At 59.4% G+C, this 24105-nt stretch carries 26 protein-coding genes; 8 read left to right on the forward strand and 18 right to left on the reverse strand.

Annotated elements, in window-relative coordinates:
- Window positions 1-768: a TIGR02186 family protein gene (locus ACR0AC_RS15440; protein WP_170455614.1), complete on the forward strand. Its 768-nt coding sequence runs from the start codon at window positions 1-3 to the stop codon at window positions 766-768.
- A 3-nt stretch (window positions 769-771) separates the two neighbouring features.
- On the opposite strand, the gene ACR0AC_RS15445 is transcribed toward ACR0AC_RS15440, so the two are convergent.
- The 6 genes from ACR0AC_RS15445 to ACR0AC_RS15470 form a co-directional block, all read right to left on the reverse strand.
- Complete coding sequence (locus ACR0AC_RS15445) at window positions 772-1500, reverse strand: SDR family oxidoreductase (RefSeq protein WP_170455616.1); 729 nt, start codon at window positions 1498-1500, stop codon at window positions 772-774.
- Window positions 1497-3029 (reverse strand): ATP-dependent DNA helicase, encoded by a 1533-nt coding sequence (locus ACR0AC_RS15450; protein ID WP_480626998.1) that lies wholly within the window; start codon window positions 3027-3029, stop codon window positions 1497-1499. The genes ACR0AC_RS15445 and ACR0AC_RS15450 overlap by 4 nt, the downstream gene beginning before the upstream one ends.
- A gap of 61 nt (window positions 3030-3090) precedes the next feature.
- Window positions 3091-3729: an acyl-homoserine-lactone synthase gene (locus ACR0AC_RS15455; RefSeq protein WP_480585723.1), complete on the reverse strand. Its 639-nt coding sequence runs from the start codon at window positions 3727-3729 to the stop codon at window positions 3091-3093.
- Window positions 3730-3811: 82 nt separating this feature from the next.
- Entirely contained in the window at window positions 3812-4531 is a 720-nt protein-coding gene (locus tag ACR0AC_RS15460) for a LuxR family transcriptional regulator (protein WP_170455622.1), read from the reverse strand.
- A 365-nt stretch (window positions 4532-4896) separates the two neighbouring features.
- Window positions 4897-6183, reverse strand: coding sequence for a crotonyl-CoA carboxylase/reductase (gene ccrA / locus ACR0AC_RS15465; protein ID WP_170455623.1), 1287 nt, complete (start codon window positions 6181-6183; stop codon window positions 4897-4899).
- A gap of 112 nt (window positions 6184-6295) precedes the next feature.
- Complete coding sequence (locus tag ACR0AC_RS15470) at window positions 6296-7684, reverse strand: 1-acyl-sn-glycerol-3-phosphate acyltransferase (RefSeq protein ID WP_170455624.1); 1389 nt, start codon at window positions 7682-7684, stop codon at window positions 6296-6298.
- Window positions 7685-7828: 144 nt separating this feature from the next.
- Between ACR0AC_RS15470 and ACR0AC_RS15475 the strand changes: the two genes are divergently transcribed.
- From ACR0AC_RS15475 to deoD, 3 genes are all read left to right on the forward strand, one after another.
- Window positions 7829-9796: a protein meaA gene (locus ACR0AC_RS15475; protein ID WP_170624005.1), complete on the forward strand. Its 1968-nt coding sequence runs from the start codon at window positions 7829-7831 to the stop codon at window positions 9794-9796.
- A 126-nt stretch (window positions 9797-9922) separates the two neighbouring features.
- Window positions 9923-10240, forward strand: a complete 318-nt coding sequence (locus tag ACR0AC_RS15480) for an H-NS histone family protein (protein WP_170455626.1) — start codon at window positions 9923-9925, stop codon at window positions 10238-10240.
- Between the two features lie 17 nt (window positions 10241-10257).
- Window positions 10258-10971 (forward strand): purine-nucleoside phosphorylase, encoded by a 714-nt coding sequence (gene deoD, locus ACR0AC_RS15485; protein ID WP_170455627.1) that lies wholly within the window; start codon window positions 10258-10260, stop codon window positions 10969-10971.
- Between the two features lie 271 nt (window positions 10972-11242).
- Here deoD and ACR0AC_RS15490 read toward each other — a convergent pair whose 3' ends face one another.
- The 11 genes from ACR0AC_RS15490 to ACR0AC_RS15540 all read right to left on the reverse strand — a co-directional run bounded on the left by ACR0AC_RS15490 (window position 11243) and on the right by ACR0AC_RS15540 (window position 19262).
- Window positions 11243-11389 (reverse strand): hypothetical protein, encoded by a 147-nt coding sequence (locus ACR0AC_RS15490; RefSeq protein ID WP_170455628.1) that lies wholly within the window; start codon window positions 11387-11389, stop codon window positions 11243-11245.
- 135 nt (window positions 11390-11524) lie between these two features.
- The gene (locus tag ACR0AC_RS15495; protein WP_170455629.1) at window positions 11525-12304 is read right to left on the reverse strand and encodes a succinate dehydrogenase iron-sulfur subunit; all 780 of its coding nucleotides are present in this window, start codon (window positions 12302-12304) and stop codon (window positions 11525-11527) included.
- Between the two features lie 13 nt (window positions 12305-12317).
- Complete coding sequence (locus tag ACR0AC_RS15500; protein ID WP_170624007.1) at window positions 12318-12944, reverse strand: sulfotransferase; 627 nt, start codon at window positions 12942-12944, stop codon at window positions 12318-12320.
- A gap of 99 nt (window positions 12945-13043) precedes the next feature.
- A complete protein-coding gene (gene sdhA / locus ACR0AC_RS15505) occupies window positions 13044-14852 on the reverse strand; it encodes a succinate dehydrogenase flavoprotein subunit (RefSeq protein WP_480874614.1) in 1809 nt (602 codons plus the stop codon).
- A 23-nt stretch (window positions 14853-14875) separates the two neighbouring features.
- Window positions 14876-15247: a succinate dehydrogenase, hydrophobic membrane anchor protein gene (locus ACR0AC_RS15510; protein ID WP_170455634.1), complete on the reverse strand. Its 372-nt coding sequence runs from the start codon at window positions 15245-15247 to the stop codon at window positions 14876-14878.
- Between the two features lie 11 nt (window positions 15248-15258).
- Window positions 15259-15642 (reverse strand): succinate dehydrogenase, cytochrome b556 subunit, encoded by a 384-nt coding sequence (gene sdhC / locus ACR0AC_RS15515; RefSeq protein ID WP_480874617.1) that lies wholly within the window; start codon window positions 15640-15642, stop codon window positions 15259-15261.
- Between the two features lie 183 nt (window positions 15643-15825).
- The gene (locus ACR0AC_RS15520; RefSeq protein WP_480874619.1) at window positions 15826-16518 is read right to left on the reverse strand and encodes a DUF1194 domain-containing protein; all 693 of its coding nucleotides are present in this window, start codon (window positions 16516-16518) and stop codon (window positions 15826-15828) included.
- A 77-nt stretch (window positions 16519-16595) separates the two neighbouring features.
- Window positions 16596-17624, reverse strand: coding sequence for a MaoC family dehydratase (locus ACR0AC_RS15525; protein WP_170522260.1), 1029 nt, complete (start codon window positions 17622-17624; stop codon window positions 16596-16598).
- Window positions 17624-17830, reverse strand: a complete 207-nt coding sequence (locus ACR0AC_RS15530; RefSeq protein ID WP_170455640.1) for a DUF1737 domain-containing protein — start codon at window positions 17828-17830, stop codon at window positions 17624-17626. Before ACR0AC_RS15530 ends, ACR0AC_RS15525 begins: the two co-directional genes overlap by 1 nt.
- A 12-nt stretch (window positions 17831-17842) precedes the next feature.
- Entirely contained in the window at window positions 17843-18397 is a 555-nt protein-coding gene (locus ACR0AC_RS15535; RefSeq protein ID WP_170455642.1) for an NnrU family protein, read from the reverse strand.
- Window positions 18398-18404: 7 nt separating this feature from the next.
- The gene (locus ACR0AC_RS15540) at window positions 18405-19262 is read right to left on the reverse strand and encodes an HpcH/HpaI aldolase/citrate lyase family protein (RefSeq protein ID WP_480874623.1); all 858 of its coding nucleotides are present in this window, start codon (window positions 19260-19262) and stop codon (window positions 18405-18407) included.
- A gap of 179 nt (window positions 19263-19441) precedes the next feature.
- Here ACR0AC_RS15540 and ACR0AC_RS15545 point away from each other — a divergent pair, with 179 nt between their 5' ends.
- Window positions 19442-19747 carry a hypothetical protein gene (locus ACR0AC_RS15545; protein ID WP_480874626.1) on the forward strand — a complete coding sequence of 102 codons (306 nt, stop codon included), beginning with the start codon at window positions 19442-19444 and terminating at the stop codon, window positions 19745-19747.
- Here the strand turns inward: ACR0AC_RS15545 and ACR0AC_RS15550 are convergent.
- Window positions 19744-20499 carry a sulfite exporter TauE/SafE family protein gene (locus tag ACR0AC_RS15550; RefSeq protein WP_480874629.1) on the reverse strand — a complete coding sequence of 252 codons (756 nt, stop codon included), beginning with the start codon at window positions 20497-20499 and terminating at the stop codon, window positions 19744-19746. The genes ACR0AC_RS15545 and ACR0AC_RS15550 overlap by 4 nt on opposite strands.
- Before the next feature lie 160 nt (window positions 20500-20659).
- On the opposite strand from ACR0AC_RS15550, the gene mdh reads away from it, so the two are divergent.
- From mdh to sucD, 3 genes are all read left to right on the forward strand, one after another.
- A complete protein-coding gene (mdh, locus tag ACR0AC_RS15555; RefSeq protein ID WP_170522252.1) occupies window positions 20660-21622 on the forward strand; it encodes a malate dehydrogenase in 963 nt (320 codons plus the stop codon).
- A gap of 319 nt (window positions 21623-21941) precedes the next feature.
- Window positions 21942-23135 carry an ADP-forming succinate--CoA ligase subunit beta gene (gene sucC / locus ACR0AC_RS15560; RefSeq protein ID WP_170522250.1) on the forward strand — a complete coding sequence of 398 codons (1194 nt, stop codon included), beginning with the start codon at window positions 21942-21944 and terminating at the stop codon, window positions 23133-23135.
- A gap of 83 nt (window positions 23136-23218) precedes the next feature.
- Window positions 23219-24100, forward strand: coding sequence for a succinate--CoA ligase subunit alpha (sucD, locus tag ACR0AC_RS15565; RefSeq protein WP_170522246.1), 882 nt, complete (start codon window positions 23219-23221; stop codon window positions 24098-24100).
- Window positions 24101-24105: the final 5 nt, after the last annotated feature.

Genomic DNA, 24105 nt, shown 5'->3' on the forward strand with positions numbered 1-24105 from the left:
ATGTTGCGCCCTCTGATCGCCGCTTTGTGCCTGTTGTGCCTGCCCGCCGCCGCAGCCGAGGAACAGGTTGTTCTGGGTCTCAGCCAGGACCGTGTTGCCATCACCGCCAATTTTGACGGCTCCGAGATCCTGATCTTCGGCGCCATCAAGCGCGAGGCCCCGATCCCCGAAGGGCCCCCGCTTGAGGTCATCGTGTCCGTCGCAGGCCCGTCCGAACCGATCACGGTGCGGCGCAAGGAACGCAGGTTCGGTATCTGGGTCAACACCGACAGCGTTCTGGTCGATCTTGCCCCCAGCTTCTATGCCGTCGCCACAAGCGCGCCATTTGACGAGATCATCACCGACACCGAAGATCTGCGCTATCGCATTTCCATCGAACGGGCGATCCGCTCGGTCGGGGCGGCGATGCATATTCGGGGCGCTCAGGAATTTGCCGATGCGGTGGTGCGGATTCGTGAAAACGAAGACCTGTATTCGATTCGGGAAAATACGGTCGCGGTGGACGAACAAACCCTGTTTCGCACCTCGATCGCGATGCCCGCTGACCTGACCGAGGGCGATTATGTGGCGCGGATTTACCTGACCCGGGGGGGTGAGGTTGTCTCGCAATACGAAACCACCATCGACGTGCGCAAGGTGGGGCTGGAGCGGTTTCTGTACAACATGTCCCGCCAGCAACCTGTTCTTTACGGCCTGATGTCGCTGGTCATCGCCATTGCGGCGGGTTGGGGCGCATCAACCGCTTTCCGTCTGCTGCGCGAGAAGTAACGCTTAGCCCCGCCCGATATAGGGCATCGTGGTAGCCATCACGGTCATGAACTGCACGTTCGCCTCGGGCGGTAGATTGGCCATGTGCAAGACAGATCGCGCCGCGTCCTGCACGTCCATTGTCGGGTCCGGCGTTTCGCCGTTTGCGACGGCCGCATCGACCAGCCCCTGAACCATCTGCGTGCGGGCGTTTCCGATGTCGATCTGACCGCAAGCGATACCTAAGTCGCGCCCATCCAATGACAGGCTGCGGGTCAGCCCGGTGATGGCATGTTTCGTGGCCGAGTAATGCACCGAGTTTGGGCGTGGAACATAGGCCGCTATCGAGCCGTTGTTGATAATCCGCCCCCCTTGTGGCGCCTGGCTGCGCATGATCCGAAACGCCTCACGCGCGCACAGGAACATCCCGTTGAGGTTCACGTTGACGCTTTGGTACCAATCCTCCAGCGCGATTTCGTCGATTGTGCCGCCGGGGGCAAAGATGCCCGCGTTGTTGAACAGCACGTCCAGCCGATCGGCCCGGTTCGCAAAGGACCGAAAGGCGCGGGCCACGGCGATGGGGTCCGTCACATCCGCAACCAATGGTACAGCGCGCGGCTGACCGTCGGCCATGGCGGCCAGCTTGTCTTCGCTGCGGGCCAGCAGGCCGACCATCCAACCCTCGGCCAGAAACAACTCGGCCGTGGCCTGCCCGATGCCCGAGCTTGCGCCAGTGACGATGATGGTTTTCATGTCTCTTCCGCCTCCAATGTCAGGGATGCCGCAGGGACCGCGCGCAGGTCGTCCACGCGCAGCGGATGGGTGGGTTTCGACAGTCGGTTGCGCACCACCCAGATCAGCCGCTCCTGCGCCCGTGTGATGGCCACATAGGCCAGCCGTTTCCACAGTGGCTGCCCGGCCTCGGTCCGGCCCATCCGGGCCGCTGCATAGATGTCTGGTGCAAAGACCTGCACCGTGTCCCATTGAGACCCTTGCGCCTTGTGGATCGTCACCGCCGCGCCGTGCAGAAACGTCGCCCCCATGCGGGCAGCATAAGGGATGAACGGTTCTTCTTCGTCCGGTTTTTCGATCTGCACAATCGACGCTGCACTGACCTGAGGGTCCTCGGCCCCCATCACATGCAAGCGCGAAAACCCCGGCTTGCGCCCCGGCCCAAGATAGACAACCTGAGCGCCCTTGATCAGCCCGCGCGCCTCAAGATCCAGCCGCTTCTTGCGGTGTTTCAAAGGCAGTTCGATCCCGTCACAGATCAGAGGTTCGCCTTCCAGCAACTCGGTATCCGGCGCACCATGGACCTGCCGGAACGCTTGGATCAGCCGGATGCGCGTTGCATTGCGCCAGACCAGAACCGGGCTGCGGGCCATCAGATCAACCTCGACCCGCTGGCCCCAGACCACACGATCATCGCGGCGGGCGGTGTCTTCGACCAGACGCTCGAAATCTTCGAACCCCATGGACGGATCGGCCAACGCATGGGCCAGATCGAGGATCGGGTTATCCGCGTCCTGCCGGTGGACCCGGTGCAGCACCAGCTTGCGCGGCTCTGGCAGCGCCTCGAACACCATGCTGCCGGATTGGTTGACCGGGGCAAGCTGAGCGGGATCGCCGAACATCAGCAGGGTCGGGAAGATCTCTTTCAGGTCTTCGAATTGCCTGTCATCCAGCATCGAGGCTTCGTCGACAAAGCCAATATCCAGCGGCTCATCCCGGCGCTTCCAGCCAGTGATGAAATCCGATCCACGCAACCCCGCAGCCGCCAACGCGCCTGGAATTGATTTGTTGTTCTCATAAAACGCCGCTGCGCGGTCCAGCGCCTCATCTGTCAGGCCCTCGATCTCGGGCCGGTCGTCATTTCCGGCCAGCCATTCTGCAATGCGCTCGTATTCTGGGTCGTAGACCGGCGTATAGAGGATGCGGTGGATGGTTGTGGCCGGAACACCGCGCAGGCGCAGGACGCTGGCGGCCTTGTTCGTGGGGGCCAGAATCGCAAGCGTGCGCTTGTCCCTGGATTTACGGCTTTCATAGTCGCCCGACACGATCTGAACGCCGGTTTCGGCAAGGGCCTTGTACAGCTCTGCCAGCAACAGGGTCTTGCCCGACCCCGCCTTGCCGATCACCGCCATCACACCGGATTTTCCGGCCCCCGGCAGTTTGAGCAGCGCATCATCTTCCAGGTCCACACCGGCTGAGCGCAGCATCTCGGCGATGCTGTCATATGCGGCGGCCTGATCGTCTGAGAAGGTCACATTGGGCAAAGACATGGCGCGACCCTACAAGGCCGCGCCAGCCACCACCAGATGCGGAATGCCGTTTTCGCCGCCGTCAGGCAGACAAGGCAAACCGGTGCCGTCTGCCGGGGCCAAAAGCAGTCCTGAACCACAGGCGCGACAGGTCGCGGGGGATGCCCGCACGCGCTGCCACGCGATTGCAGTCATCTGCCGAATAGGGCCACAGCCCGACCGAGATCTGATCGCGCCCCTTGCCTTCTGTCCCCAGAACGATCGGGGACGAGCCGATCATGCGATAGATGCGTATCATCCGCGCATCGAACACCCCGGCGATATGGGTCAGGCCGAACCCTTCCATCATCTCGCCCCCGCTGAGCATGATGGCCCCGGCGGTATGCGGGCTGGCGGTTCGGGACAGGCAAAAGCGCGTCACCTCCCAGATCAAGGGGCTGCAGATCGGCTCGCCCTCGTTCAGATGGCCAAAAACTTCGTTCACCATCACAGGGCCAGTTGTGGGCAGCACCCGCATCGATCCCCCATGGCTGCCATCGGGTTCTTCCCAGATGACATAGAGCGGATTGAGATCGTCATATTGATCCCGCTCTTCCCCTTTTTCGTTAACGTGCACGTCCCAACCCAAACGGGTTTTGAACTGATCTGCGCGATCGCGAAACATCCCCTCGGCCAGAATCGGAAATTTATGCAGCTCGTCAGCATACAGATAACGCAACATGACGTGTTCCCCTCGTCGTTCTTTTAAGAACGAAAGGGGTACAGAGACGTGGTTAATTAACTGTTCGAGGACCGTACGTTGCTTAAACCACTATTAACCCGCGGCTGAGTGCTGTGGCTATGGCGTGCGTTGTGTTCTGCGCGCCCAGTTTCGACCGCGCGCTTTCGATATAAACCCGCAAAGTATGCTCGGAAATCGATAGCGAATGGGCCACCTGCGCGCGGCTATATCCAAGCGCCAGCAGGGTAATCGCGTCGATCTCTCTGGGTGACAGGCCACGCGTCGACTCGGGCTGCCTGTCCTTTTCAAACTCCAGCGCTTTGCGATTGATGTAATGCGCCACCAGGATCAGCTGTTGCCCGTAGGTCGAGATGAAATCCTGCCAGGTCTGATCGTCGCAACTGTGGTTCACGGTGAACAGCGCGAATTGCCCGTTGGGCCCCCGGATCGGAATCGAATAGCCCTGGTTGCCGATCCCGTGCGCCAGTGCGTCCTGAAGAAAGACCTTGGCCACTTTGCTCGACCAGTCCAACGCCTTCCAGTCGACCGGGTGAAACCGCTGGAAACAGCCCAGAATGACAGGGTCGATGCGGTGGTAGTTCTTTTCCCGATACCGTTCATCCCAGTCATCGGAATAGGTGGTACAACCGTATTGATCCCCGGCCCCGTCCACCCAGTGATAGGTCAGATGTGCGACCTTCAGACGGTCACGTAGTCGAAATGCAACCGCGCTGAGCTCGTCAAGCGTGCTGGTGTTTTCCAAATCCTGCAGGATCTGACCCAAATCGAGTTCTGTTCCCATCCGCGGGCGCCCGTGCCTCATCCTTCATGGACGCGATCTCGGCTGCAGCGATCAGCCGTGTATCATCCAGCTGCTCGGCCAAGGCGGTTAACCCATTCGCAACGGCGAACGCGTTGAGGTCCGACAATACGTCCAAAATCCACTCATTTTGCGCCATCAGGGTCTCTCTGAAACAGTTAACGAAGGGTTAACACAACCATAACATGTATGATCTTTTTCAGCCTATTCACCGGTTTCTACTCCCCAAAAACAGCGAGGGGTGATTTTGCAACCTGTTGAAAGGCCGAAGGGCGGGTGAAAAACGCAAAACACCCGCGAACCGAAAGGCCGATTCGCGGGTGTTTCTTGTCTGTTTTGCGGGCAGATTAGGGGCGCGCGTCCAACACTTCTTCCAGGGTGCGCATGCCGGTCCGCGGGGCCTGAACCAGTACCGACATGTTGCCCGGTTTATGCTCGTTGCGCAGCATTTTCATATGCGCCTCGGGCAGATCATTCCACGAGAACACTTCGGACATGCAGGGATCCAGACGACGCTCGACCATCAGCTTGTTCGCGGCTGCGGCCTGTTTCAGATGCGCAAAGTGCGAGCCCTGCAGGCGCTTCTGGTGCATCCACATATAGCGCACGTCGAAGGTGCAGTTGAAGCCGGTGGTGCCGGCGCAGATCACAACCATGCCGCCTTTCTTGACCACGAAGGTCGAGACCGGGAAGGTGCTTTCGCCCGGATGTTCGAACACCATGTCGACATTGTTGCCTTTGCCGGTGATGTCCCAGATCGCCTTGCCGAATTTGCGGGCCTCTTTGAACCACTCGGCATATTCCGGAGTGTTCACGGTGGGCAATTGACCCCAGCAGTTGAAGTCCTTACGGTTCAGAACGCCCTTGGCACCCAGACCCATGACAAAGTCACGCTTGCTTTCGTCCGAGATCACACCGATCGCATTTGCACCTGCGGTGTTGATCAGCTGGATCGCATAAGACCCCAGACCACCCGAGGCACCCCAGACCAGAACGTTCTGACCGGGTTTCAGGTCATGCGGCTCGTGACCGAACAGCATCCGGTAGGCGGTGGCCAGCGTCAGCGTGTAGCAGGCGGCCTCTTCCCAGGTCAAGTGCTTGGGGCGCGGCATCAGCTGCTGTGCCTGCACGCGGGTGAACTGGCTGAACGAGCCGTCGGGTGTCTCGTAACCCCATATGCGCTGGCTGGGCGAATACATCGGATCGCCGCCGTTGCATTCTTCGTCATCGCCATCGTCCTGGTTGCAGTGGATGACAACCTCGTCGCCGACTTTCCAGCGCTTGACCTTGTCGCCAACGGCCCAGACGATGCCCGACGCATCGGAACCCGCAATGTGATAGGGTGCCTTGTGGCCGTCAAACGGGCTGATCGGCTGACCCAGTGCAGCCCAGACGCCGTTATAGTTCACGCCCGCAGCCATAACCAGAACCAGCACTTCGTTGCTGTCCAGGGTCGGCACATCGACCACTTCCTGCTGCATGGCGGTGTTGGGCTCACCATGACGTTCTTTCCGGATTGCCCAGGCATACATCTGCTTGGGCACAAACCCCATCGGAGGGATTTCCCCCATCTCATAGAGGTCCTTTTCGGGTGCCTCGTACGACGCGATACCGCTTTCGGTGTCCAAAGCCATGCTGGCCTCCTTCTCTCAATACCTTTGCCGCGACGCAGAATCGCGCGCTTCATCGACTGGAATATTGATCGACGCGAAATATTGCAACCGTTTTTGGATCGAATTTGTAATTTTATGACCCCGCAGGTGCAGAAATTTCTTTCGCATCCGCAGAATCATCGGAATTCATGTGGTTGGGCAGTGAGTTGGCGTAGAAATCGAGAAGATCGCCGCGCTGGCCAGACAGGCATAGCATGTCCCCATCTCGGCTCAGAATGCGGCGCTCGACAAACTGATCCAGCGCGTCTGTCACGGCTGTCGCCGTCTCGGCGGATTCGCCGCCATCCTGCTCCATCATCGCGACGATCCGAGCCTTCACGTCCTGCTCGGGTATCGGACCGTTTTCGCGCAACAACGAACAGGCCGCCGGGCCGGGCACCATCGGTATCGCCGCCCCGATCCGCACCATCAGCGCACGGGCCAGATCGGTCATGATGTCATCGCCCGCCCTGGCCGAGAATTCCTTGAGCGAGATCGGCTGGCCATACCGCACCGAGGCCACCCCGAACCGTTTGTACCGCCCGATCAGGCGACGCCAGAGCTGCTTGACGATCCAGCTGGTGATGACACCGATCCGCGCACGAAAGCGCCGCTCGGTCCCCAAAGCGGCATGGGTCAAAATGGTGTCTTCCAACACCCGGTCATAGTTCAGGGCCACAGGCACGAACACAACATCCCGCCCGTCCGGCGAGGTGCCATCGATGATGTATTTCAACAATCCCAACTTAGGCCGACCCAGCGCGCCGGTCAGGCTCAGCCCGCCTTCGGGGAACATCGCTTGGGTCACGCCTGCCTCGGTCGCGTGGCGGACATAGCTGGCCAGGACCTGCCGATACAGCTCACTACCGGACTTCCGTCGGATGAAATACGCCCCCATTGCCCGGATCAACCGGCTGAGCGGCCAGACCCGCGCCCATTCCCCCACAGCATAAGACAGGGCCGACTGCTGCGCCGCCAGATAGGTGACCAGCACGTAGTCCATGTTACTGCGGTGATTCATGACAAAGACAACCGTTGCCTCGGGGTCGATGTCCTTGACGGCGCTTTCGTCTTCATAGCTGAGGCGCACGTTGTAGAACGTGTTGCTCAGCAACCGGGCCAAACGAATGGCAAAGCTGAAATAAGCAAAGGCCGAGAACGAGGGCACGATTTCGCGCGCATAGCGGCGGGCCTTTTCAAAGGCCACTGCCTCGGGGATGCCTTCCTCGCGCGCGTGATTTTGTACGGCGTGCCCGACCTGCGGGTCATAGATCAGCCGTTGGATCATGTCATGCCGCCGGGCCAGCTTGAACGGCTGAATCGGGCGTTGCAGACGTTTGTTCAATCGCGACACCGCCCGTTCCAGCCTGCGGCGAAAAAACCAGCGCACCGATGGGAACAAGAAATGCGACGCGAACGTGACCATGGCAAAGACCACGATCAGCAGGAAAAGCCAGAGCGGAAGTTCCACGGTTTGCATCATGTCGGCACAGTGCCACTAATCGAAACCGCTCACAATCTGCACAATTTTGAAATGCCGCAACGCAGCGAATTGACATGTCCTGAAAATTGCGCTTTAGAACCCTCATACGTAATTTTGTTACCGAACGACATGCGAGGCCCGCCCATGACGCAGACGCAGAAAGACCGCCCCTGGCTGATCCGGACCTATGCCGGTCATTCCACCGCCGAAGCCTCGAACGCGCTGTATCGTGGAAACCTGGCAAAAGGTCAGACCGGCCTGTCGGTGGCCTTCGATCTGCCGACGCAAACCGGCTATGACAGTGACCATACTCTGGCCCGTGGCGAGGTTGGCAAAGTGGGCGTGCCGGTCTGCCATCTGGGTGACATGCGGGTTCTGTTCGACCAGATTCCGCTGGAGCAGATGAACACCTCGATGACGATCAATGCCACGGCCCCGTGGCTGTTGGCGTTGTATATCGCGGTGGCCGAGGAACAGGGCGCGGATGTTTCGAAACTGCAAGGCACGGTGCAGAACGACCTGATCAAGGAATACCTGAGCCGTGGTACCTATGTCTGCCCGCCCAAACCGTCGCTGAAGATGATCGCGGACGTGGCCGAGTACTGCTATACCCACGTGCCGAAATGGAACCCGATGAACGTGTGTTCTTATCACCTGCAAGAGGCAGGCGCGACGCCGGAACAGGAACTGGCCTATGCGCTGGCCACCGCCATCGCAGTTCTGGATGAATTGCGCCCTCGTGTTCCGGCCGAGGATTTCCCGGCGCTCTGCGGGCGGATTTCGTTCTTTGTGAACGCGGGCATCCGCTTTGTCACCGAGATGTGCAAAATGCGCGCCTTCGTCGATCTTTGGGACGAAATCCTGCAAGACCGCTACGGCGTCGAGAACCCAAAATTCCGCCGATTCCGCTATGGCGTTCAGGTGAACTCGCTGGGCTTGACCGAGCAGCAGCCGGAAAACAACGTCTACCGCATTCTGATCGAGATGCTGGCCGTGACCCTGTCGAAAAAGGCCCGCGCCCGTGCGGTGCAGTTGCCGGCTTGGAACGAGGCGCTTGGCCTGCCCCGCCCATGGGATCAGCAATGGTCGATGCGGATGCAGCAAATTCTGGCTTATGAGACCGACCTGCTGGAATATGGTGACCTGTTCGACGGCAACCCGGCGGTGGACGCCAAGGTCGAGGAACTGAAGGAAGGCGCGCGCGCCGAACTGGCCAACCTCGATTCGATGGGGGGTGCCGTTGCCTCGATCGAGTACATGAAATCCCGCCTTGTCGATTCCAACGCCGAGCGTCTGAACCGGATCGAACGCAATGAAACCATTGTGGTCGGCGTGAACAAATGGATCGAGGGTGAGCCCTCGCCCCTTCAAACCGAAGATGGCGGGATCATGGTTGTTGATCCGGCTGTCGAGCAGGAACAGATTAACCGCCTGAACAACTGGCGCGCCGAGCGGGATGATGCCGCCGTTACGGCCGCACTGGCCGCGCTGCGTGAGGCTGCGCAGAACGGCACAAATGTGATGGAGCCGTCGATTGCCGCCGCAAAGGCCGGTGTCACCACCGGTGAATGGGCCGAGGAAATGCGCAAGGTTTACGGCACCTATCGCGGCCCGACAGGTGTGTCGGGCTCGGTTTCGAACAAGACCGAAGGTCTGGACGACCTGCGCGCCGCGGTGGACGCCGTCAGCGACAAGCTGGGCCGCCGCCTGAAATTCCTGGTCGGCAAGCCCGGTCTGGACGGCCATTCGAACGGTGCGGAACAAATCGCATTCCGTGCGCGGGATTGCGGTATGGACATCAGCTATGAAGGTATTCGCCTGACCCCCGAAGAGATCGTGACCGCCGCCGCAGATGACGACGCGCATGTCATCGGTCTGTCGATCCTGTCCGGCAGCCATCTGCCGCTGGTCGAGGATGTCCTTGCACGGCTGCGCAAAGCGGGTCTGGATCACATCCCTGTCGTTGTCGGCGGAATTATTCCGGATGAGGATGCGGAACAATTGAAGGCCATGGGCGTCGCAAAAGTCTACACCCCCAAGAATTTCGAACTCAATTCGATCATGGGCGATATTGTGGAATTGGTGGACCCGAAAAACCTGGCCGCTGAATAACGGACGTTTTAACCAATTATTTCCCCGTTTCTATTCCCAATTCATTGGGAGTAGAGTATCGCGTTGTTTGCAATTGCGGTGCGCCTTGGCGCACGCGGTAACACTTATCAGGACGGAGACAAGATTATGGGGATAAACCTGGAAACGATGTCGCGAAAAGAGCTGGTATCTCTGCGCGAAAACGTCGAAAAAGCCCTTGTAAACGCTGAGAAACGTGAACGTCAGGAAGCGCTGAAAGCGGCGGAAAAGGCAGCTGCTGAATTTGGCTTCTCGCTATCCGAATTGTCGGGCGACGCGCCGCGTTCCGTAAAAGGCAGCAAGGCACAGGCCAAATACCGCAACCCTGCAAATCCGGACCAGACATGGACAGGTCGTGGCCGGAAACCGCAATGGGTTCATGATGCGCTGAAATCCGGCGCGGATATTTCCGATCTGGAAATCTAATCAGGACAGGTGCCGAAATGACGATTCATATTGGCGCGGAAAAAGGTGAAATCGCCGAAACCGTTCTTTTGCCCGGCGATCCGTATCGCGCGAAATGGGCCGCTGAGACGTTTCTGGACGATGTAAAGCAGGTCAACAACGTTCGGGGCATGTTGGGCTTCACCGGCAGCTGGAAGGGCAATCCTGTCACCATTCAGGGCAGCGGTATGGGAATGCCGTCTTTGTCGATCTACGTGAATGAACTGATCCGGGACTATGGCGCGAAAACGCTGATCCGCATCGGGTCCTGCGGTGGGATGCAGGACAGCGTGAATCTGCGCGACGTCATTCTGGCAATGACTTCGACAACGCTCAGCACCCCTTCGCGGGGCATCATGAAAGAGATGAATTTTGCTCCCTGTGCAGATTGGGATTTGCTGCAGGCCGCCGCCGTGGCGGCCAAGGCAAAAGGCACGCCCACCCATATCGGCGGCATCTATTCCTCGGATGTGTTCTATGACGAACGCCCTGATCTGAACGAACAGATGGTGCGTCACGGCATTCTGGGCGTCGAGATGGAAGCGGCCGAGCTTTACATCCTCGCCGCCCGTCACAAATGCCGGGCTTTGGCCGTGTTGACCGTGTCCGATCATCTGCTGACCGGTGAGGCACTGCCCTCATCCGACCGCGAAAGCAGTTTTGGTGACATGGTCGAGATTGCCCTGCACGCCGCCTTTCCGGACGCAGGCTAAACTGGAACGGGCAGAGGACCCCTCTGCCCGGTTTCTATCGGCCTGAAGACTGGCGCAAACACTGGGTTGGGCTGTCAGAACTTTCCGTTTTTGCGCCGCAATAGGCGCAGACCCACCGACCTTCATCGCGATGTTACCGCCATCGGCACTCGCGCGTCAGTGAAGACGTGCGCGACCGCCAGAAGAAATAGGCAAAGACCCCGGCGGCCAGAAGTATCAAGAGAACGGGCATGGTTCTGTTTCGCCCATACTGTCGGCTATTGGCAAGCCGTCAGGCCGCATTTGCGTATTCAAACAGCTCGGGCTCTCGCGCCTTTAGGGCCGGTGCTGGTTCCGGCGTGTAATAGGCCCAGGCCTGCTCAAGCAGGTCCAGCGCTTCTTTGGCAGTCACTTTCGGGGTTTGTGGTTTTGTTGTCATCGGAGTGATCCTGATTTGATCCCATCACTCCTCCCTACTGCAAATCTAGACCGTGTCGCGCCCGGCTGCATCGCCTGATTTTGCAATAGCGGCATGCGCTTGCCGCAACCCGGCAAGCGCTGATTCAAAAACGCCTTAAACCGAGCGTTCGATCATCATTTTCTTGATCTGCGCAATCGCAGCCGCCGGGTTCAGACCCTTGGGGCAGGTCTTGGCGCAATTCATGATCGTGTGACAGCGATACAGCTTGAAGGGATCTTCCAACTCGTCCAGACGCTCACCCGTGGCCTCATCCCGGCTGTCAATGATCCAGCGATAGGCGTGCAGCAGGGCGGCGGGGCCAAGGTAGCGGTCGCCGTTCCACCAGTAGCTGGGACAGGATGTCGAGCAGCTGGCGCACATGACGCATTCATACAGACCATCCAGTTTCTTGCGGTCTTCGATGGATTGCTTCCACTCTTTCGCCGGGCGGTTGGTCTTGGTTTCCAGCCACGGCATGATGGATGCGTGCTGAGCGTAGAAATGGGTCAGATCGGGGATCAGGTCCTTGACCACCGGCATATGCGGCAGCGGATAGATTTTCACGTCGCCCTTGATCTCGTCCATGCCGTAGATACAGGCCAGCGTGTTGATCCCGTCGATATTCATCGCGCAAGAGCCACAGATCCCTTCCCGGCAGGACCGGCGGAAGGTCAGGGTCGGGTCGATCTCGTTCTTGATCTTGATCAGCGCGTCCAGGATCATCGGACCGCAGTTGTCCATATCGACAAAATAGGTATCGACGCGCGGGTTTTGCCCGTCATCCGGGTTCCAGCGGTAAATCTGGAACTTGCGCAGGTTTTTCGCACCCTCCGGTTTGGGCCAGGTCTTGCCGGTGGTGATCCGGGAATTCTTGGGCAGGGTCAGTTGAACCATGTCAATTCTCCATTCAGCCTGTCCGGGCGCGCTTGGACGCGCCGCGATTATAGTGCCCCCAATGGGCAATGTTCACGTCAAAATCCGGAGACAGCCAGTCGGCAATGGCCTGCGGCTCGTCCCGGTCGATATCAAATCGCAGAAACCTTGGGTTTCCGGCGAAATAGTCCTGCACTTCGGCATGGTGCACGTCGTACATATGCGCCCAGCCCTGTTTCACTTCGTCCGCCGATTGACCGTTGGCCTGACAGCAACGATCCAGATACCGGCCCTGGTTGTGGCGCGCGCGGGATGTGATCCAGTCGTCCCGATTGCGCGTGTTCAGCAGGAAATAGGCATCCGGGTAGCCCGCGTGCAGTTCGCGAAAGAACCGTGCACCGTCCAGCATGAAGCGGACATTGACAAAGGCAATGTCGGTAAACGCCCGAACAGCGCCAAACCCGTCCAGAGGTTTGCGGCCCATGGATATATTTGTCACCATGCGATGCGCCAGATTTTCGCCCCGCTCATCCACCCAATGCACCGATGGGATGCCGCTGTCCTGAAACAACCTGTGGAACGAGGTCGTTGCGCAGCGGTTGAGACCGACCAGAATGATCTTCGGATCGGCCTGAGCAGAGCGTAACGCCTGAACCGTCATACCAGCCCCCAGACACAGCACAGTGTCCAACGGCCATAGGTCGCAGCGTTGTCCGTGGGTATTTGGCGTTTGCACACCATTGCCTGGTCAATACGCTCCTTAGAAGGTCCGCGCCTTGGGCGCGATTTTCTTGAGGCTGATGCCGCCTTCGTCCTCGTTGGTCAGCGGATCGACGATGACCGGACGATAGCTGAGCTCGACCTTGTTGCCCTCGACCCGGCTGACAGTGTGAACGCGCCAGTTTTCGTCATCGCGTTCGCTGAAATCCTCATGCGCGTGGGCGCCGCGGGATTCCTTGCGCGCCTCGGCGCCGACGATGGTGGCCAGCGCGCTTGGCATCAGGTTGGTCAGTTCCAGCGTCTCCATCAGGTCGCTGTTCCAGACAAGGCTGCGGTCGGTGACTTTCAGGTCGTCCATCTTGGCGGCGATGGCGGTCATCTTCTCGACGCCCTCGGCCATAGTCTTGGCGGTACGGAACACGGCGGCGTCGGCCTGCATGGTCTTCTGCATCTCAAGCCGCAGATCGGCGGTTGGGATCGCACCGCTGGCGTTGCGGACCGTGTCGAAGCGGTCAAACGCCCTATCAACCGACGCCTGGTTCAGAACCGGGTTCGGAGCACCGGCATCGACAACCTTGCCCGCCTTGATCGCCGCCGCGCGGCCAAAGACCACAAGGTCGATCAGCGAGTTCGACCCCAGACGGTTCGCGCCGTGGACCGAGGCACAACCGGCCTCACCCACAGCCATCAGGCCGGGAACGACAGCTGTCGGGTCATCGGCGGTGGGGTTCAGAACCTCACCCCAATAGTTGGTCGGGATACCGCCCATGTTATAGTGCACGGTCGGCAGAACCGGGATCGGTTCTTTGGTGACATCGACACCGGCGAAGATCTTGGCACTTTCCGAAATGCCCGGCAGACGCTCTGCCAGCGCCTCGGCAGGCAGGTGGCTGAGGTTCAGGTGGATGTGATCCCCTTCGCCGCCAACACCACGGCCTTCGCGAATTTCCATCGTCATCGAACGCGAGACATAATCGCGCGGAGCCAAATCCTTGTACTGGGGCGCATAACGCTCCATGAACCGCTCGCCTTCCGAGTTGGTCAGGTAACCACCTTCGCCCCGTGCGCCTTCGGTGATCAGGCAGCCCGAGCCGTAGATGCCGGTCGGGTGGAACTGAACGAATTCCATATCCTGCAGCGCCAGGCCTGCGCGGGCCACCATTCCACCACCGTCGCCGGTGCAGGTATGGGCCGAGGTGGCGCTGAAATACGCCCGACCATAGCCACCGGTCGCCAGCACAACCATCTTGGCGTTGAAGACATGCATGGTGCCGTCGTCCAGCTTCCAGCAGACAACGCCCTGACACTGCCCGTCTTCGGACATGATCAGGTCGATGGCGAAATATTCGATGTAGAACTCGGCATTGTTCTTGAGGCTTTGCCCGTACAGCGTGTGCAGGATCGCGTGGCCGGTCCGGTCGGCGGCGGCACAGGTGCGCTGCACGGCGGGGCCTTCGCCAAACTCGGTGGTGTGGCCGCCGAAGGGGCGCTGGTAGATCTTGCCTTCTTCGGTCCGGCTGAACGGCACGCCGTAGTGCTCAAGTTCGTAAACCGCCTTGGGGGCTTCACGCGCAAGGTATTCCATCGCGTCCGTGTCACCCAGCCAGTCCGAGCCCTTGACGGTGTCGTACATATGCCACTGCCAGTGGTCCGGCCCCATGTTCGACAGAGACGCCGCGATACCGCCTTGTGCTGCAACCGTGTGCGAGCGGGTCGGGAAAACCTTGGTCACACAGGCCGTGCGCAGGCCCTGTTCCGCCATACCCAGCGTTGCGCGCAGACCGGCGCCGCCTGCCCCGACAACCACGACGTCATATTCGTGGGTTTCATATTCATATGCTGCTGTCATTTTCTCTGATCCTTAGCGCGTCATCACAGGGCCAGCTTGACGAGGGCAAACAGCCCCGCAGCCATCAGCGTGTAGCCAAAGGCCCACATCGCAACGAGTGTGATCTTTTCCGCGATCCCGTGCACGTAATCCTCGATGGTTTCCTGCGCCTCATACATGAGTTGCAGCAGACCCACGACCAATGTCAGACCGGTGACAATGGCCGGGAAGGGACGGGCGAAATAGGCCAGAACCTCTTCGTAGGTTCCGCCGATGCCATAGCCAAAAGTGAAGATGAACAGGGGCACCAGAATGGCCAGGATCATCGCCCGAACCATGGTGCGCCAATGTGTTTGCGTTCCGGATTTTCCCGCGCCCAGGCCTTGCGCGCGTTTGCGGTCGGTGAGGTATTGCATCGCCATTCTCCTTACACCAACAGCATGGTGATGATGGTCAGAACGGTCGCCCCGACAAACATGCCAATGCCCATCTTCTCGGACACATCAACGTCGAGGCAATAGCCGAAGTCCCACACCACGTGACGCAACCGCCCCAGCGTGTGGTACCACAGTGCCCAGACCCCACCCGTCAGGATGAGTTGACCGAACCAGCTGCGCAGAAAGCCGTCGATGCCGGCAAATGCGGCCTCGGACGTGGCCGCAGCAAGCAGCCACCAAACCACAAGTGCTGCGATGGCAAATACCGCAAGACCCGACAGTCGAACCATGATCGACGACAACGAGGTCATCTGCGGGCGGTAGATCATAATATGTGGCGAGAGCGGGCGATTGCCCCGATTGACATCGGCCATGGCGGCTCCTCTTACTTTGGCTACCAGTCGTTTTACCTTTTTTTCCTGTGCTGTCACGTGCTGCACCCGCAAAAACAGGTAATTTTAGTGCAAAATGGACGTTTTGCCCCATATGTGATCACACTAAATAATACTGTGATCACAAATCACATGCAGCCATCTCAATGTTAGCGTTTTCACTGATCAATCAATGTGATCACGAATCTTCCCAACCTGTTCCAGGGCGGCAGATTGCTGGGTGACTTCGCGCAGCAGCTTTTTGCGAATGCGTTCCGGGTAGTCCGCAAACCCGGCTGCGGACACGACAAACGCCCCTTCTCCGACAATGACGTTTTCGTAGAAATAGGCTGTCAGATCAGGCTCACTCTCTTCAATAGCGATGGCATTTACTGTCACGCCGCGGTCCTTCAACAGCCCATGGATTTGCGTGGGTTCAACCCCTTCGTTCGATATTCCGTCGCCCGAGATGTCTATCAGCAGCCGCTTGCATTCCGACACGGCATCAAAGCTGGACACCGTGGTCTCCAATGCCTCACCAATCGCCGTTGAGAAATTGCGCCAGACGCGTGGATCTTGCGCCACCTGATCGGCAAACCGGTCGAGCGCATCGAAGCTGTCGATCCGGGTCCAGGGGATTGTTACCCTTTGGCGCGATGCCCCGGTCCACTGCACCAGCATCAACTGGGCCTGCCCACGCACCAATGCCTCGGACACAATCGGGTCGCGCAGACCAGCGGCCAACCCATCCATCTGAATGCGGAACTCGTTGCTGTCCACAGACCCCGAGACATCCACCGCCAGCGCCAGCGCCAGATCACAAGACCACGCAGGGGGCGCAAGGCAAAGGCAGGCGGCAAGTGTGCGAAGCAGGGTCATGCCGCCAACCTAGCACGGAAAATCAACGCTGTACTCACATCAGCGTCATCAGATCCGCGCGATCTGACAGGGTCGCATCAGATCGGGATCAGGGCCCAGTAGTCGAGGTCCAGCAACACATCCGGGTGATACTTGCCGTCTTCATTGCGCAACTCAAACGGCGTGCCGCCTTTGGTCGCGACCAGCCGCAGGCGAAGGGCACCGACGCCCGGAACATCGGTTTCGGCTTTGTCCAGAACCTCGGACCAGGCCTTGATCGTGTCACCTGCAAAACACGGGTTTGCATGCGCGCCACCATTCAGACCCACGATCATCTGCGCATTGGCCAGACCGTTGAAGGACAAGGTTCGCGCCATCGAGATCACGTGACCGCCATAGATCAGCCGCCCCTCGGGCCGGAAGGTCAGGTCGAAATGCACCTTGGCGGTGTTCTGCCACAGGCGGGTTGCCAGCATATGCTCGGCTTCTTCGACGGTGACGCCATCCACGTGATCGATCTTTTCTCCGATCTCATAATCGCCCCAGCGATGGGGTTCGCCCGACTGCATGAAATCGTAGTTCGAGAAATCCAGCCCCTCGGGCACAACCAGATCCTGTGGCTCCAGAACCTTTTTCAGCTCGGGCACAACGGTGTCCGGCGCGGGTGCATCCAGGTTCGACTTACGAACCATGACCCAACGCACATAGTCGATGACAACCTCATCCAATTGGTTAAGGCCACGGGTGCGCACCCAGACCACGCCGGTTTTGCCGTTCGAGTTCTGCTTGACCCCGATCACTTCGGAAACCGAGCGCAGCGTGTCGCCGGGATAAACCGGTTTCAACCAACGCCCTTCCGCATAGCCCAGATTGGCCACCGCGTTCAGCGACACATCCGGCACGGTTTTGCCAAAGACCACATGAAACGCCGACAGGTCATCAAGGGGGCTTTCCGGCAATCCGCAGCTGCGCGCAAATTCGTCCGAGGAATAAAGCGCATGCCGCGCCGGATACAGCGCATGATACAACGCCCGCTCGCCATCCGTTACGGTGCGGGGCACTGCATGAGTCAGCACCTGCCCGACGGAATAATCCTCAAAAAAGCGGCCCGGATTGGTTTTTGCCATTATTGCTGTCCCAGTTTCATTTCAGGGGAGTAGTCGCCTTCGACCTCTTTGGTCACGGCCTGCGCACAGCGCATGACGCTGTTTGCCGTGTCATAGGCATAGGATGGGTCGCCATACAGCTCCCATCCTTTGGCCAATGCGTCCGACACTTTGTGGCAGAAGGCGGATGTGTCTTCTTCCGTCAACAGACGATAAAGCTTTGCCATTATTTCAGTTCCTTATCCGCCGAAGGGGGACGGGCCGACCAGACCGTGGATATAACCGATGATGCCCAGCAAGACGATCGAGGCGACAAAGAACATCGCGTCCTTGCCATAGGTGCCAGGCTCGCCCGGGGTCCATTCAGGTTCGGACTTGTTGATCACGATCACTTCGACCACCGCCCAGGCCAGCAATCCACCGAACAGGACAATGGACGCCAGATCGCCATTGACCAGCAGATGCGCAAAAGCCCACAGCTTGAACCCGCCCAGCATCGGGTGGCGAACCTTGTTCAGCAGGCGACCTTTCGCGCCGGCCGGGCTCATCAGATAGATCGCGATCAGCACCAGGAGGTTGTTGACGTGGATCAGAAAGGTCGGCGGGGCCCAGACATGGATGAAATCGGTCATGCGATAACCGAAGATCATCAGCAGGATCGCCGCGACCAACGCCAAGGCCACCGCGCCCTTGCCCGCATCGCCCAACGCGGCGCGTTGGTCCGGCATGACGCGTTTGAACAGATGTGCGGCCCACCAAAGCGCCACCCCGAGGATCAGAAGTACAAAACCCATTGCTGGCTTACCCCGCTTGCAAAGCTGTAATCGCCTCCGCTTTTGCCAGAATTTCACGTGCGGTTACAACATGCAGGTTTTCGACAATCTTGCCGTCCACGACAGCAACGCCCTGCCCTTGCGCCTTGGTCTCTTCAAAGGCGGCGATCTGACGGCGGGCCAGATCGATCTCGGCATCCGATGGGGCGAAAGCCTCATTCGTGACCTCGACCTGCGCCGGGTGGATCAGAGTTTTGCCGTCAAAGCCCATATCCCGGCCCTGTGCGCATTCTTCGGCCAAACCTTCGGTGTCTTTGAACGCATTATATACGCCGTCCACAATGATCAGACCTTCGGCCTTGGCGGCCAGCAGGCACAGGCCCAAAGACGTCATCAGCGGCAGGCGATCCGGGCGGAAGCGTGTCTGAAGCTCTTTCGCCAGATCGTTGGTGCCCATGACAAAACCCGCCATCAGGGGATGGGCTGCAATCTCGGCGGCGTTCAGCATCCCGCGCGGGGTTTCCATCATCGCCCAGATCGGCAGATCCCCGGTGATTGCGGCCAAAGCGTCGACATCAGCGGCCGAGCTCACCTTGGGCAGCAGAACCACATCGGCATCCATGTCCCGCACGGCCTCGGCATCGGCGCGGCCCCATTCGGTGTCCAGCCCGTTGATTCGAACGATCTTGACCCGCGAACCATACCCGCCAGCGGCCAGGGCTGCCTTGAGCGTCTCGCGCGCATTCTCTTTCTCGTCTGCTGCAACTGCATCTTCCAGATCGAAGATGATCGCATCAACAGGCAGAGTGCGTGCCTTGTCCAGGGCCCGATCACGCGAGCCGGGAATATACAGAACCGAACGATACGGGCGTTGACGCGGATCCATCGATGCCTCCCTAAGAAATAAAGTTGCGCGGAATGGGCCATTTTTTTCGGGAAACTTCAAGGTCAAAATCGCCGCAATGCAGCATTCGACCCGCCGCGTGACGCAACGCACTTTGGCTTAACCGGATTTCCGGTCCCCGCCCTCAAGCTGACTTGCACACCAGACAAAAGGGGTCGGAGATGAAAAAGGCAGTTGTGAATATGACCATCGGGCTTGGGATCATGGTGTTGGCGGCCCAACAGGTGCAGGCGCAGAACCGCAACTGCGCCCCGCGCGCGGACGTGATCGAGCGTCTGGCCGGAACCTATGGCGAAACCCGCAAGGGGATCGGCATTGCCCGTCAAGGCGCGGTGATGGAGGTGTTCGCATCGGACGAGACAGGAAGCTGGACGATCACCGTCACCCTGCCGGACGGCATGACCTGCCTTGTGGCCTCGGGCCAGTCCTACGAGGCGCTTGCCGAAGCCCTGCCGCCCAATGCCTAAGTCAAAGCGTCCCAGATCAGTTTTGATCCGGTCAGGGTCAGCAGAACATAGGTGATGCCAAAGAACACGCGTTCGGACAGCATGAAATGCGCCCGAACGCCAAGCCAGGCCCCTAAGACGGCAAACGGAGCCAGCAGAAGATTGGCCCAGGCCGTTTGCAGGGTAAAAAGCCCCAGATAGGCATAGGGCACGAACTTTACGATATTGATGACCCAAAAGACCAGCACGGTCGACGCCTGAAATTCGGTCTTCGTCAGGCGCTGCGACAGCAGATAAACCGCGGCTGGCGGTCCTCCGGCATGGCTGACGAAGCTGGTGAAGCCTGCCACCACACCGGCAAACACCCCGGCAGATGGCGGCAAACGGTTCGCAAAACCGCGAATCCAACCTCGGACCTGTGCGATATGCCAAACCACAAACGCGACCGAGATGCCGCCGATCAGCAACCGCAGCACGTCGTCATTGGTCAGGTGGAAAAGACCCATTCCCAGCACCACACCGGGTATGCCGCCCAGTATCAACAGGCGGCAATCCGGCCAACTCCAACGCTTCCAATAGGGGCCAAGCGTCGCCACATCGATGATCATCAGGATCGGCAACATCAGCGCCACGGCCTGCGCCGGGCTCAGGATCAGCGCCAGAATCGACGAGGACGCAAAAGCCACGCCCGAGCCGAACCCGCCTTTTGAAATACCGGCAAAGATCACCGCAGGGATCGCCACGGCAAAAAACATCAGGTTCAGTTCGAACATGCGGCGGCCTGCGAATTGGCTTGTCTCACAAGCCGTTTAGCGCAATCAACACGGGCAAGGCAAACGGTATGCGGTGGCATGCCGCGCCGCAGGACCCTTGCGCAATTGCCATTTAGCGACTAGCACAACCGCGATTTCAAAACCGACCGGAGAATTCCAAATGGCCAGACCCAAGATTGCGCTGATCGGCGCGGGGAACATCGGCGGCACGCTTGCACATCTGGCAGCTGTCAAAGAACTGGGTGACGTTGTCCTGTTTGACATCGCAGACGGACTGCCGCAGGGCAAGGCACTCGACATCGCAGAATCCGGCCCTTCGGAAGGCTTTGACGCTTCGATGAAAGGCACCAGCGACTACGCCGACATCGCAGGCGCGGATGTGTGCATCGTCACCGCAGGCGTCGCCCGCAAACCGGGGATGAGCCGCGATGACCTGCTGGGCATCAACCTGAAAGTCATGAAGTCGGTTGGCGAAGGCATCGCCGCCCACGCGCCCGACGCCTTCGTGATCTGCATCACCAACCCGCTGGACGCAATGGTCTGGGCGCTGCGCGAATTCTCGGGCCTGCCGCACAACAAGGTCTGCGGCATGGCCGGCGTGCTGGACTCGGCGCGGTTCGCGCATTTCCTGTCGGAAGAGTTCAACGTCTCGATGCGCGACGTCACCGCCTTTGTTCTGGGCGGCCACGGCGACACCATGGTCCCGTCGGTCCGCTATTCGACGGTTGCCGGTATCCCGCTGCCCGATCTGGTCGAGATGGGCTGGACCACGCAGGAAAAACTGGACGCCATCGTTCAGCGCACCCGCGACGGCGGTGCCGAGATTGTTGGCCTGCTGAAAACCGGCTCGGCCTATTACGCGCCTGCGACTTCGGCGATCGAAATGGCCGAAGCCTATCTGAAAGACCAAAAGCGCGTTCTGCCCTGTGCTGCCTATTGCAGCGGTGAACTTGGTGTCGATGGCCTGTATGTCGGTGTCCCGACCGTGATCGGCGCAGGCGGTGTCGAGCGCATCGTGGACATCAAGCTGAACGCGGACGAACAGGCCGGTTTCGACAACTCGGTCAACGCCGTGAAAGGCTTGATCGAGGCGTGCAAGGGCATCGACAGCTCGCTGGCGTAAACCGCGCCTCTGCACACGCATTCCAAACCGGCCTTCTTGCGAGGCCGGTTTTTTCGTGGCTTTCGATCCGGCTGATTTCCGGTCGCTCCTGTTATCGCAAACGTCGCAAACTCTGCTTTTTGAATGTGATTTTATCGATCTACCGGCAAGATCGAATCAAACGCCAGCCCGCCCGGATTTTGTGATCACACCCCAAAAACCTGTGATCACAAATACTGAAAATCTTCCACAAAAACTCGTGACACGTCAAAAAACCCTTTAAACTTGCCCTCTAGACACGCCTATAACGGTTCAATCGTAGTCAAACGGGACAGTTTCGATGAATATCCACGAATATCAGGCCAAAGCGCTTCTTCGCAGCTATGGCGCTCCGGTCTCTGAAGGTCGCGCGGTTCTGCGCGCCGAAGAAGCCAAAACCGCAGCCGGTGAACTGGACGGCCCGCTTTGGGTGGTCAAATCGCAGATCCACGCAGGCGGTCGCGGCAAGGGCTCTTTTAAAGAGGCAGACGCCGGTGAAAAAGGCGGTGTGCGCCTGACCAAATCGGTTGAAGAAGCCGCCGAGGAAGCCAAGAAGATGCTGGGCCGCACGCTGGTCACACATCAGACCGGCCCAGCGGGCAAGCAGGTCAACCGCATCTACATCGAAGCCGGTTCCGGTATCGAAACCGAAATGTATCTGGCCCTGCTGGTGGACCGCCAGACCAGCCGCATCTCGTTTGTCTGCTCGACCGAAGGTGGCATGGACATCGAAGAAGTGGCCGCAGAGACGCCCGAGAAAATCCTGTCCTTCTCGGTCGATCCCGCGACCGGCTATCAGCCCTATCACGGCCGCCGCATCGCGTTCTCGCTGGGTCTGCAAGGCGCGCAGGTCAAGCAATGCGTCAAGCTGATGGGTCAGCTGTATCAGGCCTTCGTCGAGAAGGACATGGAGATGCTGGAGATCAACCCGCTGATCATCACCGACGGCGGCGACCTCAAGGTGCTGGACGCCAAGGTCAGCTTTGACGGCAACGCGGTTTACCGCCACCCCGACATCGCCGAACTGCGCGACACGACCGAGGAAGACCCCAAGGAACTGGAAGCCTCGAAATACGACCTGAACTACATCGCGCTGGATGGTGAGATCGGGTGCATGGTGAACGGTGCCGGTCTGGCCATGGCCACCATGGACATCATCAAGCTGTATGGTGCCGAGCCTGCGAACTTCCTCGACGTAGGTGGCGGTGCCACCAAGGAGAAAGTGACCGAGGCGTTCAAGATCATCACCTCGGACCCGAACGTCAAAGGCATTCTGGTCAACATCTTCGGCGGCATCATGCGCTGTGACGTCATCGCCGAAGGCGTTGTCGCCGCAGTGAAAGAAGTCGGCCTGCAGGTTCCGCTGGTCGTGCGTCTGGAAGGCACCAATGTCGAGAAAGGCAAAGAGATCATCAACACCTCTGGCCTGGACGTGATCGCGGCGGACAACCTGAAAGACGGTGCCGAGAAGATCGTGAAAGCTGTCAAAGGCTGATTGCCATCCCGTAGGGTGGGCTTCAGCCCACCTTTCCCACGATTTCGGCGGGCTGAAGCCCGCCCTACAAAGGAGAACGCCAGATGGCAGTCCTCATCGACGAAAATACCAAAGTGATCTGTCAGGGCTTTACCGGCTCGCAGGGAACATTCCACTCTGAACAGGCCATCGCCTATGGTACCAAGATGGTCGGCGGCGTGACCCCCGGTAAAGGCGGGATGGAGCATCTGGGCCTGCCCGTGTTCAACTCGGTTCACGAGGCCAAGCATGTGACCGAAGCCAATGCCTCGGTGATCTATGTGCCGCCGCCTTTCGCGGCGGACTCGATCCTCGAAGCGATTGATGCCGAGATGGAAGTGATCGTCTGCATCACCGAAGGCATCCCGGTTCTGGACATGATGAAGGTAAAACGCGCGCTGGAAGGCTCGAACTCGCGCCTGATCGGCCCGAACTGCCCCGGTGTCATCACACCCGACGCCTGCAAAATCGGCATCATGCCCGGCCACATCCACAAGCGCGGCTCGGTCGGCGTTGTGTCCCGCTCGGGCACCCTGACTTACGAAGCCGTCAAGCAGACCACCGATGTGGGTCTGGGCCAGTCCACCTGTGTTGGCATCGGCGGTGACCCGATCAAAGGCACCGAGCATATCGACGTTCTGGAATGGTTCCTGGCCGATGACGAAACCGAGTCGATCATCATGATCGGTGAGATCGGTGGCTCGGCCGAGGAAGAAGCCGCGCAGTTCCTGGCGGATGAGGCCAAGAAGGGTCGCAAGAAGCCGACCGCCGGTTTCATCGCAGGCCGCACAGCCCCTCCGGGCCGCCGCATGGGTCACGCGGGCGCGATTGTCGCCGGCGGCAAGGGCGGTGCCGAGGACAAGATCGAAGCCATGCGCTCGGCCGGTATCGTCGTGGCCGAAAGCCCGGCGCAACTGGGCGAGGCTGTGCTGGAAGCGATTGGGTAAGCGCG

It is taken from the genome of Ruegeria sp. H7 (assembly GCF_056532945.1).

Bases quoted from the DNA above. Each gene is read 5' to 3' on its own strand.
- ACR0AC_RS15440 (WP_170455614.1), top strand. From the start codon at position 1: ATGTTGCGCCCTCTGATCGCCGCTTTGTGCCTGTTGTGCCTGCCCGCC.
- ACR0AC_RS15445 (WP_170455616.1), bottom strand. From the start codon at position 1,500: ATGAAAACCATCATCGTCACTGGCGCAAGCTCGGGCATCGGGCAGGCC.
- ACR0AC_RS15450 (WP_480626998.1), bottom strand. From the start codon at position 3,029: ATGTCTTTGCCCAATGTGACCTTCTCAGACGATCAGGCCGCCGCATAT.
- ACR0AC_RS15455 (WP_480585723.1), bottom strand. From the start codon at position 3,729: ATGTTGCGTTATCTGTATGCTGACGAGCTGCATAAATTTCCGATTCTG.
- ACR0AC_RS15460 (WP_170455622.1), bottom strand. From the start codon at position 4,531: ATGGGAACAGAACTCGATTTGGGTCAGATCCTGCAGGATTTGGAAAAC.
- ccrA (WP_170455623.1), bottom strand. From the start codon at position 6,183: ATGGCTTTGGACACCGAAAGCGGTATCGCGTCGTACGAGGCACCCGAA.
- ACR0AC_RS15470 (WP_170455624.1), bottom strand. From the start codon at position 7,684: ATGATGCAAACCGTGGAACTTCCGCTCTGGCTTTTCCTGCTGATCGTG.
- ACR0AC_RS15475 (WP_170624005.1), top strand. From the start codon at position 7,829: ATGACGCAGACGCAGAAAGACCGCCCCTGGCTGATCCGGACCTATGCC.
- ACR0AC_RS15480 (WP_170455626.1), top strand. From the start codon at position 9,923: ATGGGGATAAACCTGGAAACGATGTCGCGAAAAGAGCTGGTATCTCTG.
- deoD (WP_170455627.1), top strand. From the start codon at position 10,258: ATGACGATTCATATTGGCGCGGAAAAAGGTGAAATCGCCGAAACCGTT.
- ACR0AC_RS15490 (WP_170455628.1), bottom strand. From the start codon at position 11,389: ATGACAACAAAACCACAAACCCCGAAAGTGACTGCCAAAGAAGCGCTG.
- ACR0AC_RS15495 (WP_170455629.1), bottom strand. From the start codon at position 12,304: ATGGTTCAACTGACCCTGCCCAAGAATTCCCGGATCACCACCGGCAAG.
- ACR0AC_RS15500 (WP_170624007.1), bottom strand. From the start codon at position 12,944: ATGACGGTTCAGGCGTTACGCTCTGCTCAGGCCGATCCGAAGATCATT.
- sdhA (WP_480874614.1), bottom strand. From the start codon at position 14,852: ATGACAGCAGCATATGAATATGAAACCCACGAATATGACGTCGTGGTT.
- ACR0AC_RS15510 (WP_170455634.1), bottom strand. From the start codon at position 15,247: ATGCAATACCTCACCGACCGCAAACGCGCGCAAGGCCTGGGCGCGGGA.
- sdhC (WP_480874617.1), bottom strand. From the start codon at position 15,642: ATGGCCGATGTCAATCGGGGCAATCGCCCGCTCTCGCCACATATTATG.
- ACR0AC_RS15520 (WP_480874619.1), bottom strand. From the start codon at position 16,518: ATGACCCTGCTTCGCACACTTGCCGCCTGCCTTTGCCTTGCGCCCCCT.
- ACR0AC_RS15525 (WP_170522260.1), bottom strand. From the start codon at position 17,624: ATGGCAAAAACCAATCCGGGCCGCTTTTTTGAGGATTATTCCGTCGGG.
- ACR0AC_RS15530 (WP_170455640.1), bottom strand. From the start codon at position 17,830: ATGGCAAAGCTTTATCGTCTGTTGACGGAAGAAGACACATCCGCCTTC.
- ACR0AC_RS15535 (WP_170455642.1), bottom strand. From the start codon at position 18,397: ATGGGTTTTGTACTTCTGATCCTCGGGGTGGCGCTTTGGTGGGCCGCA.
- ACR0AC_RS15540 (WP_480874623.1), bottom strand. From the start codon at position 19,262: ATGGATCCGCGTCAACGCCCGTATCGTTCGGTTCTGTATATTCCCGGC.
- ACR0AC_RS15545 (WP_480874626.1), top strand. From the start codon at position 19,442: ATGAAAAAGGCAGTTGTGAATATGACCATCGGGCTTGGGATCATGGTG.
- ACR0AC_RS15550 (WP_480874629.1), bottom strand. From the start codon at position 20,499: ATGTTCGAACTGAACCTGATGTTTTTTGCCGTGGCGATCCCTGCGGTG.
- mdh (WP_170522252.1), top strand. From the start codon at position 20,660: ATGGCCAGACCCAAGATTGCGCTGATCGGCGCGGGGAACATCGGCGGC.
- sucC (WP_170522250.1), top strand. From the start codon at position 21,942: ATGAATATCCACGAATATCAGGCCAAAGCGCTTCTTCGCAGCTATGGC.
- sucD (WP_170522246.1), top strand. From the start codon at position 23,219: ATGGCAGTCCTCATCGACGAAAATACCAAAGTGATCTGTCAGGGCTTT.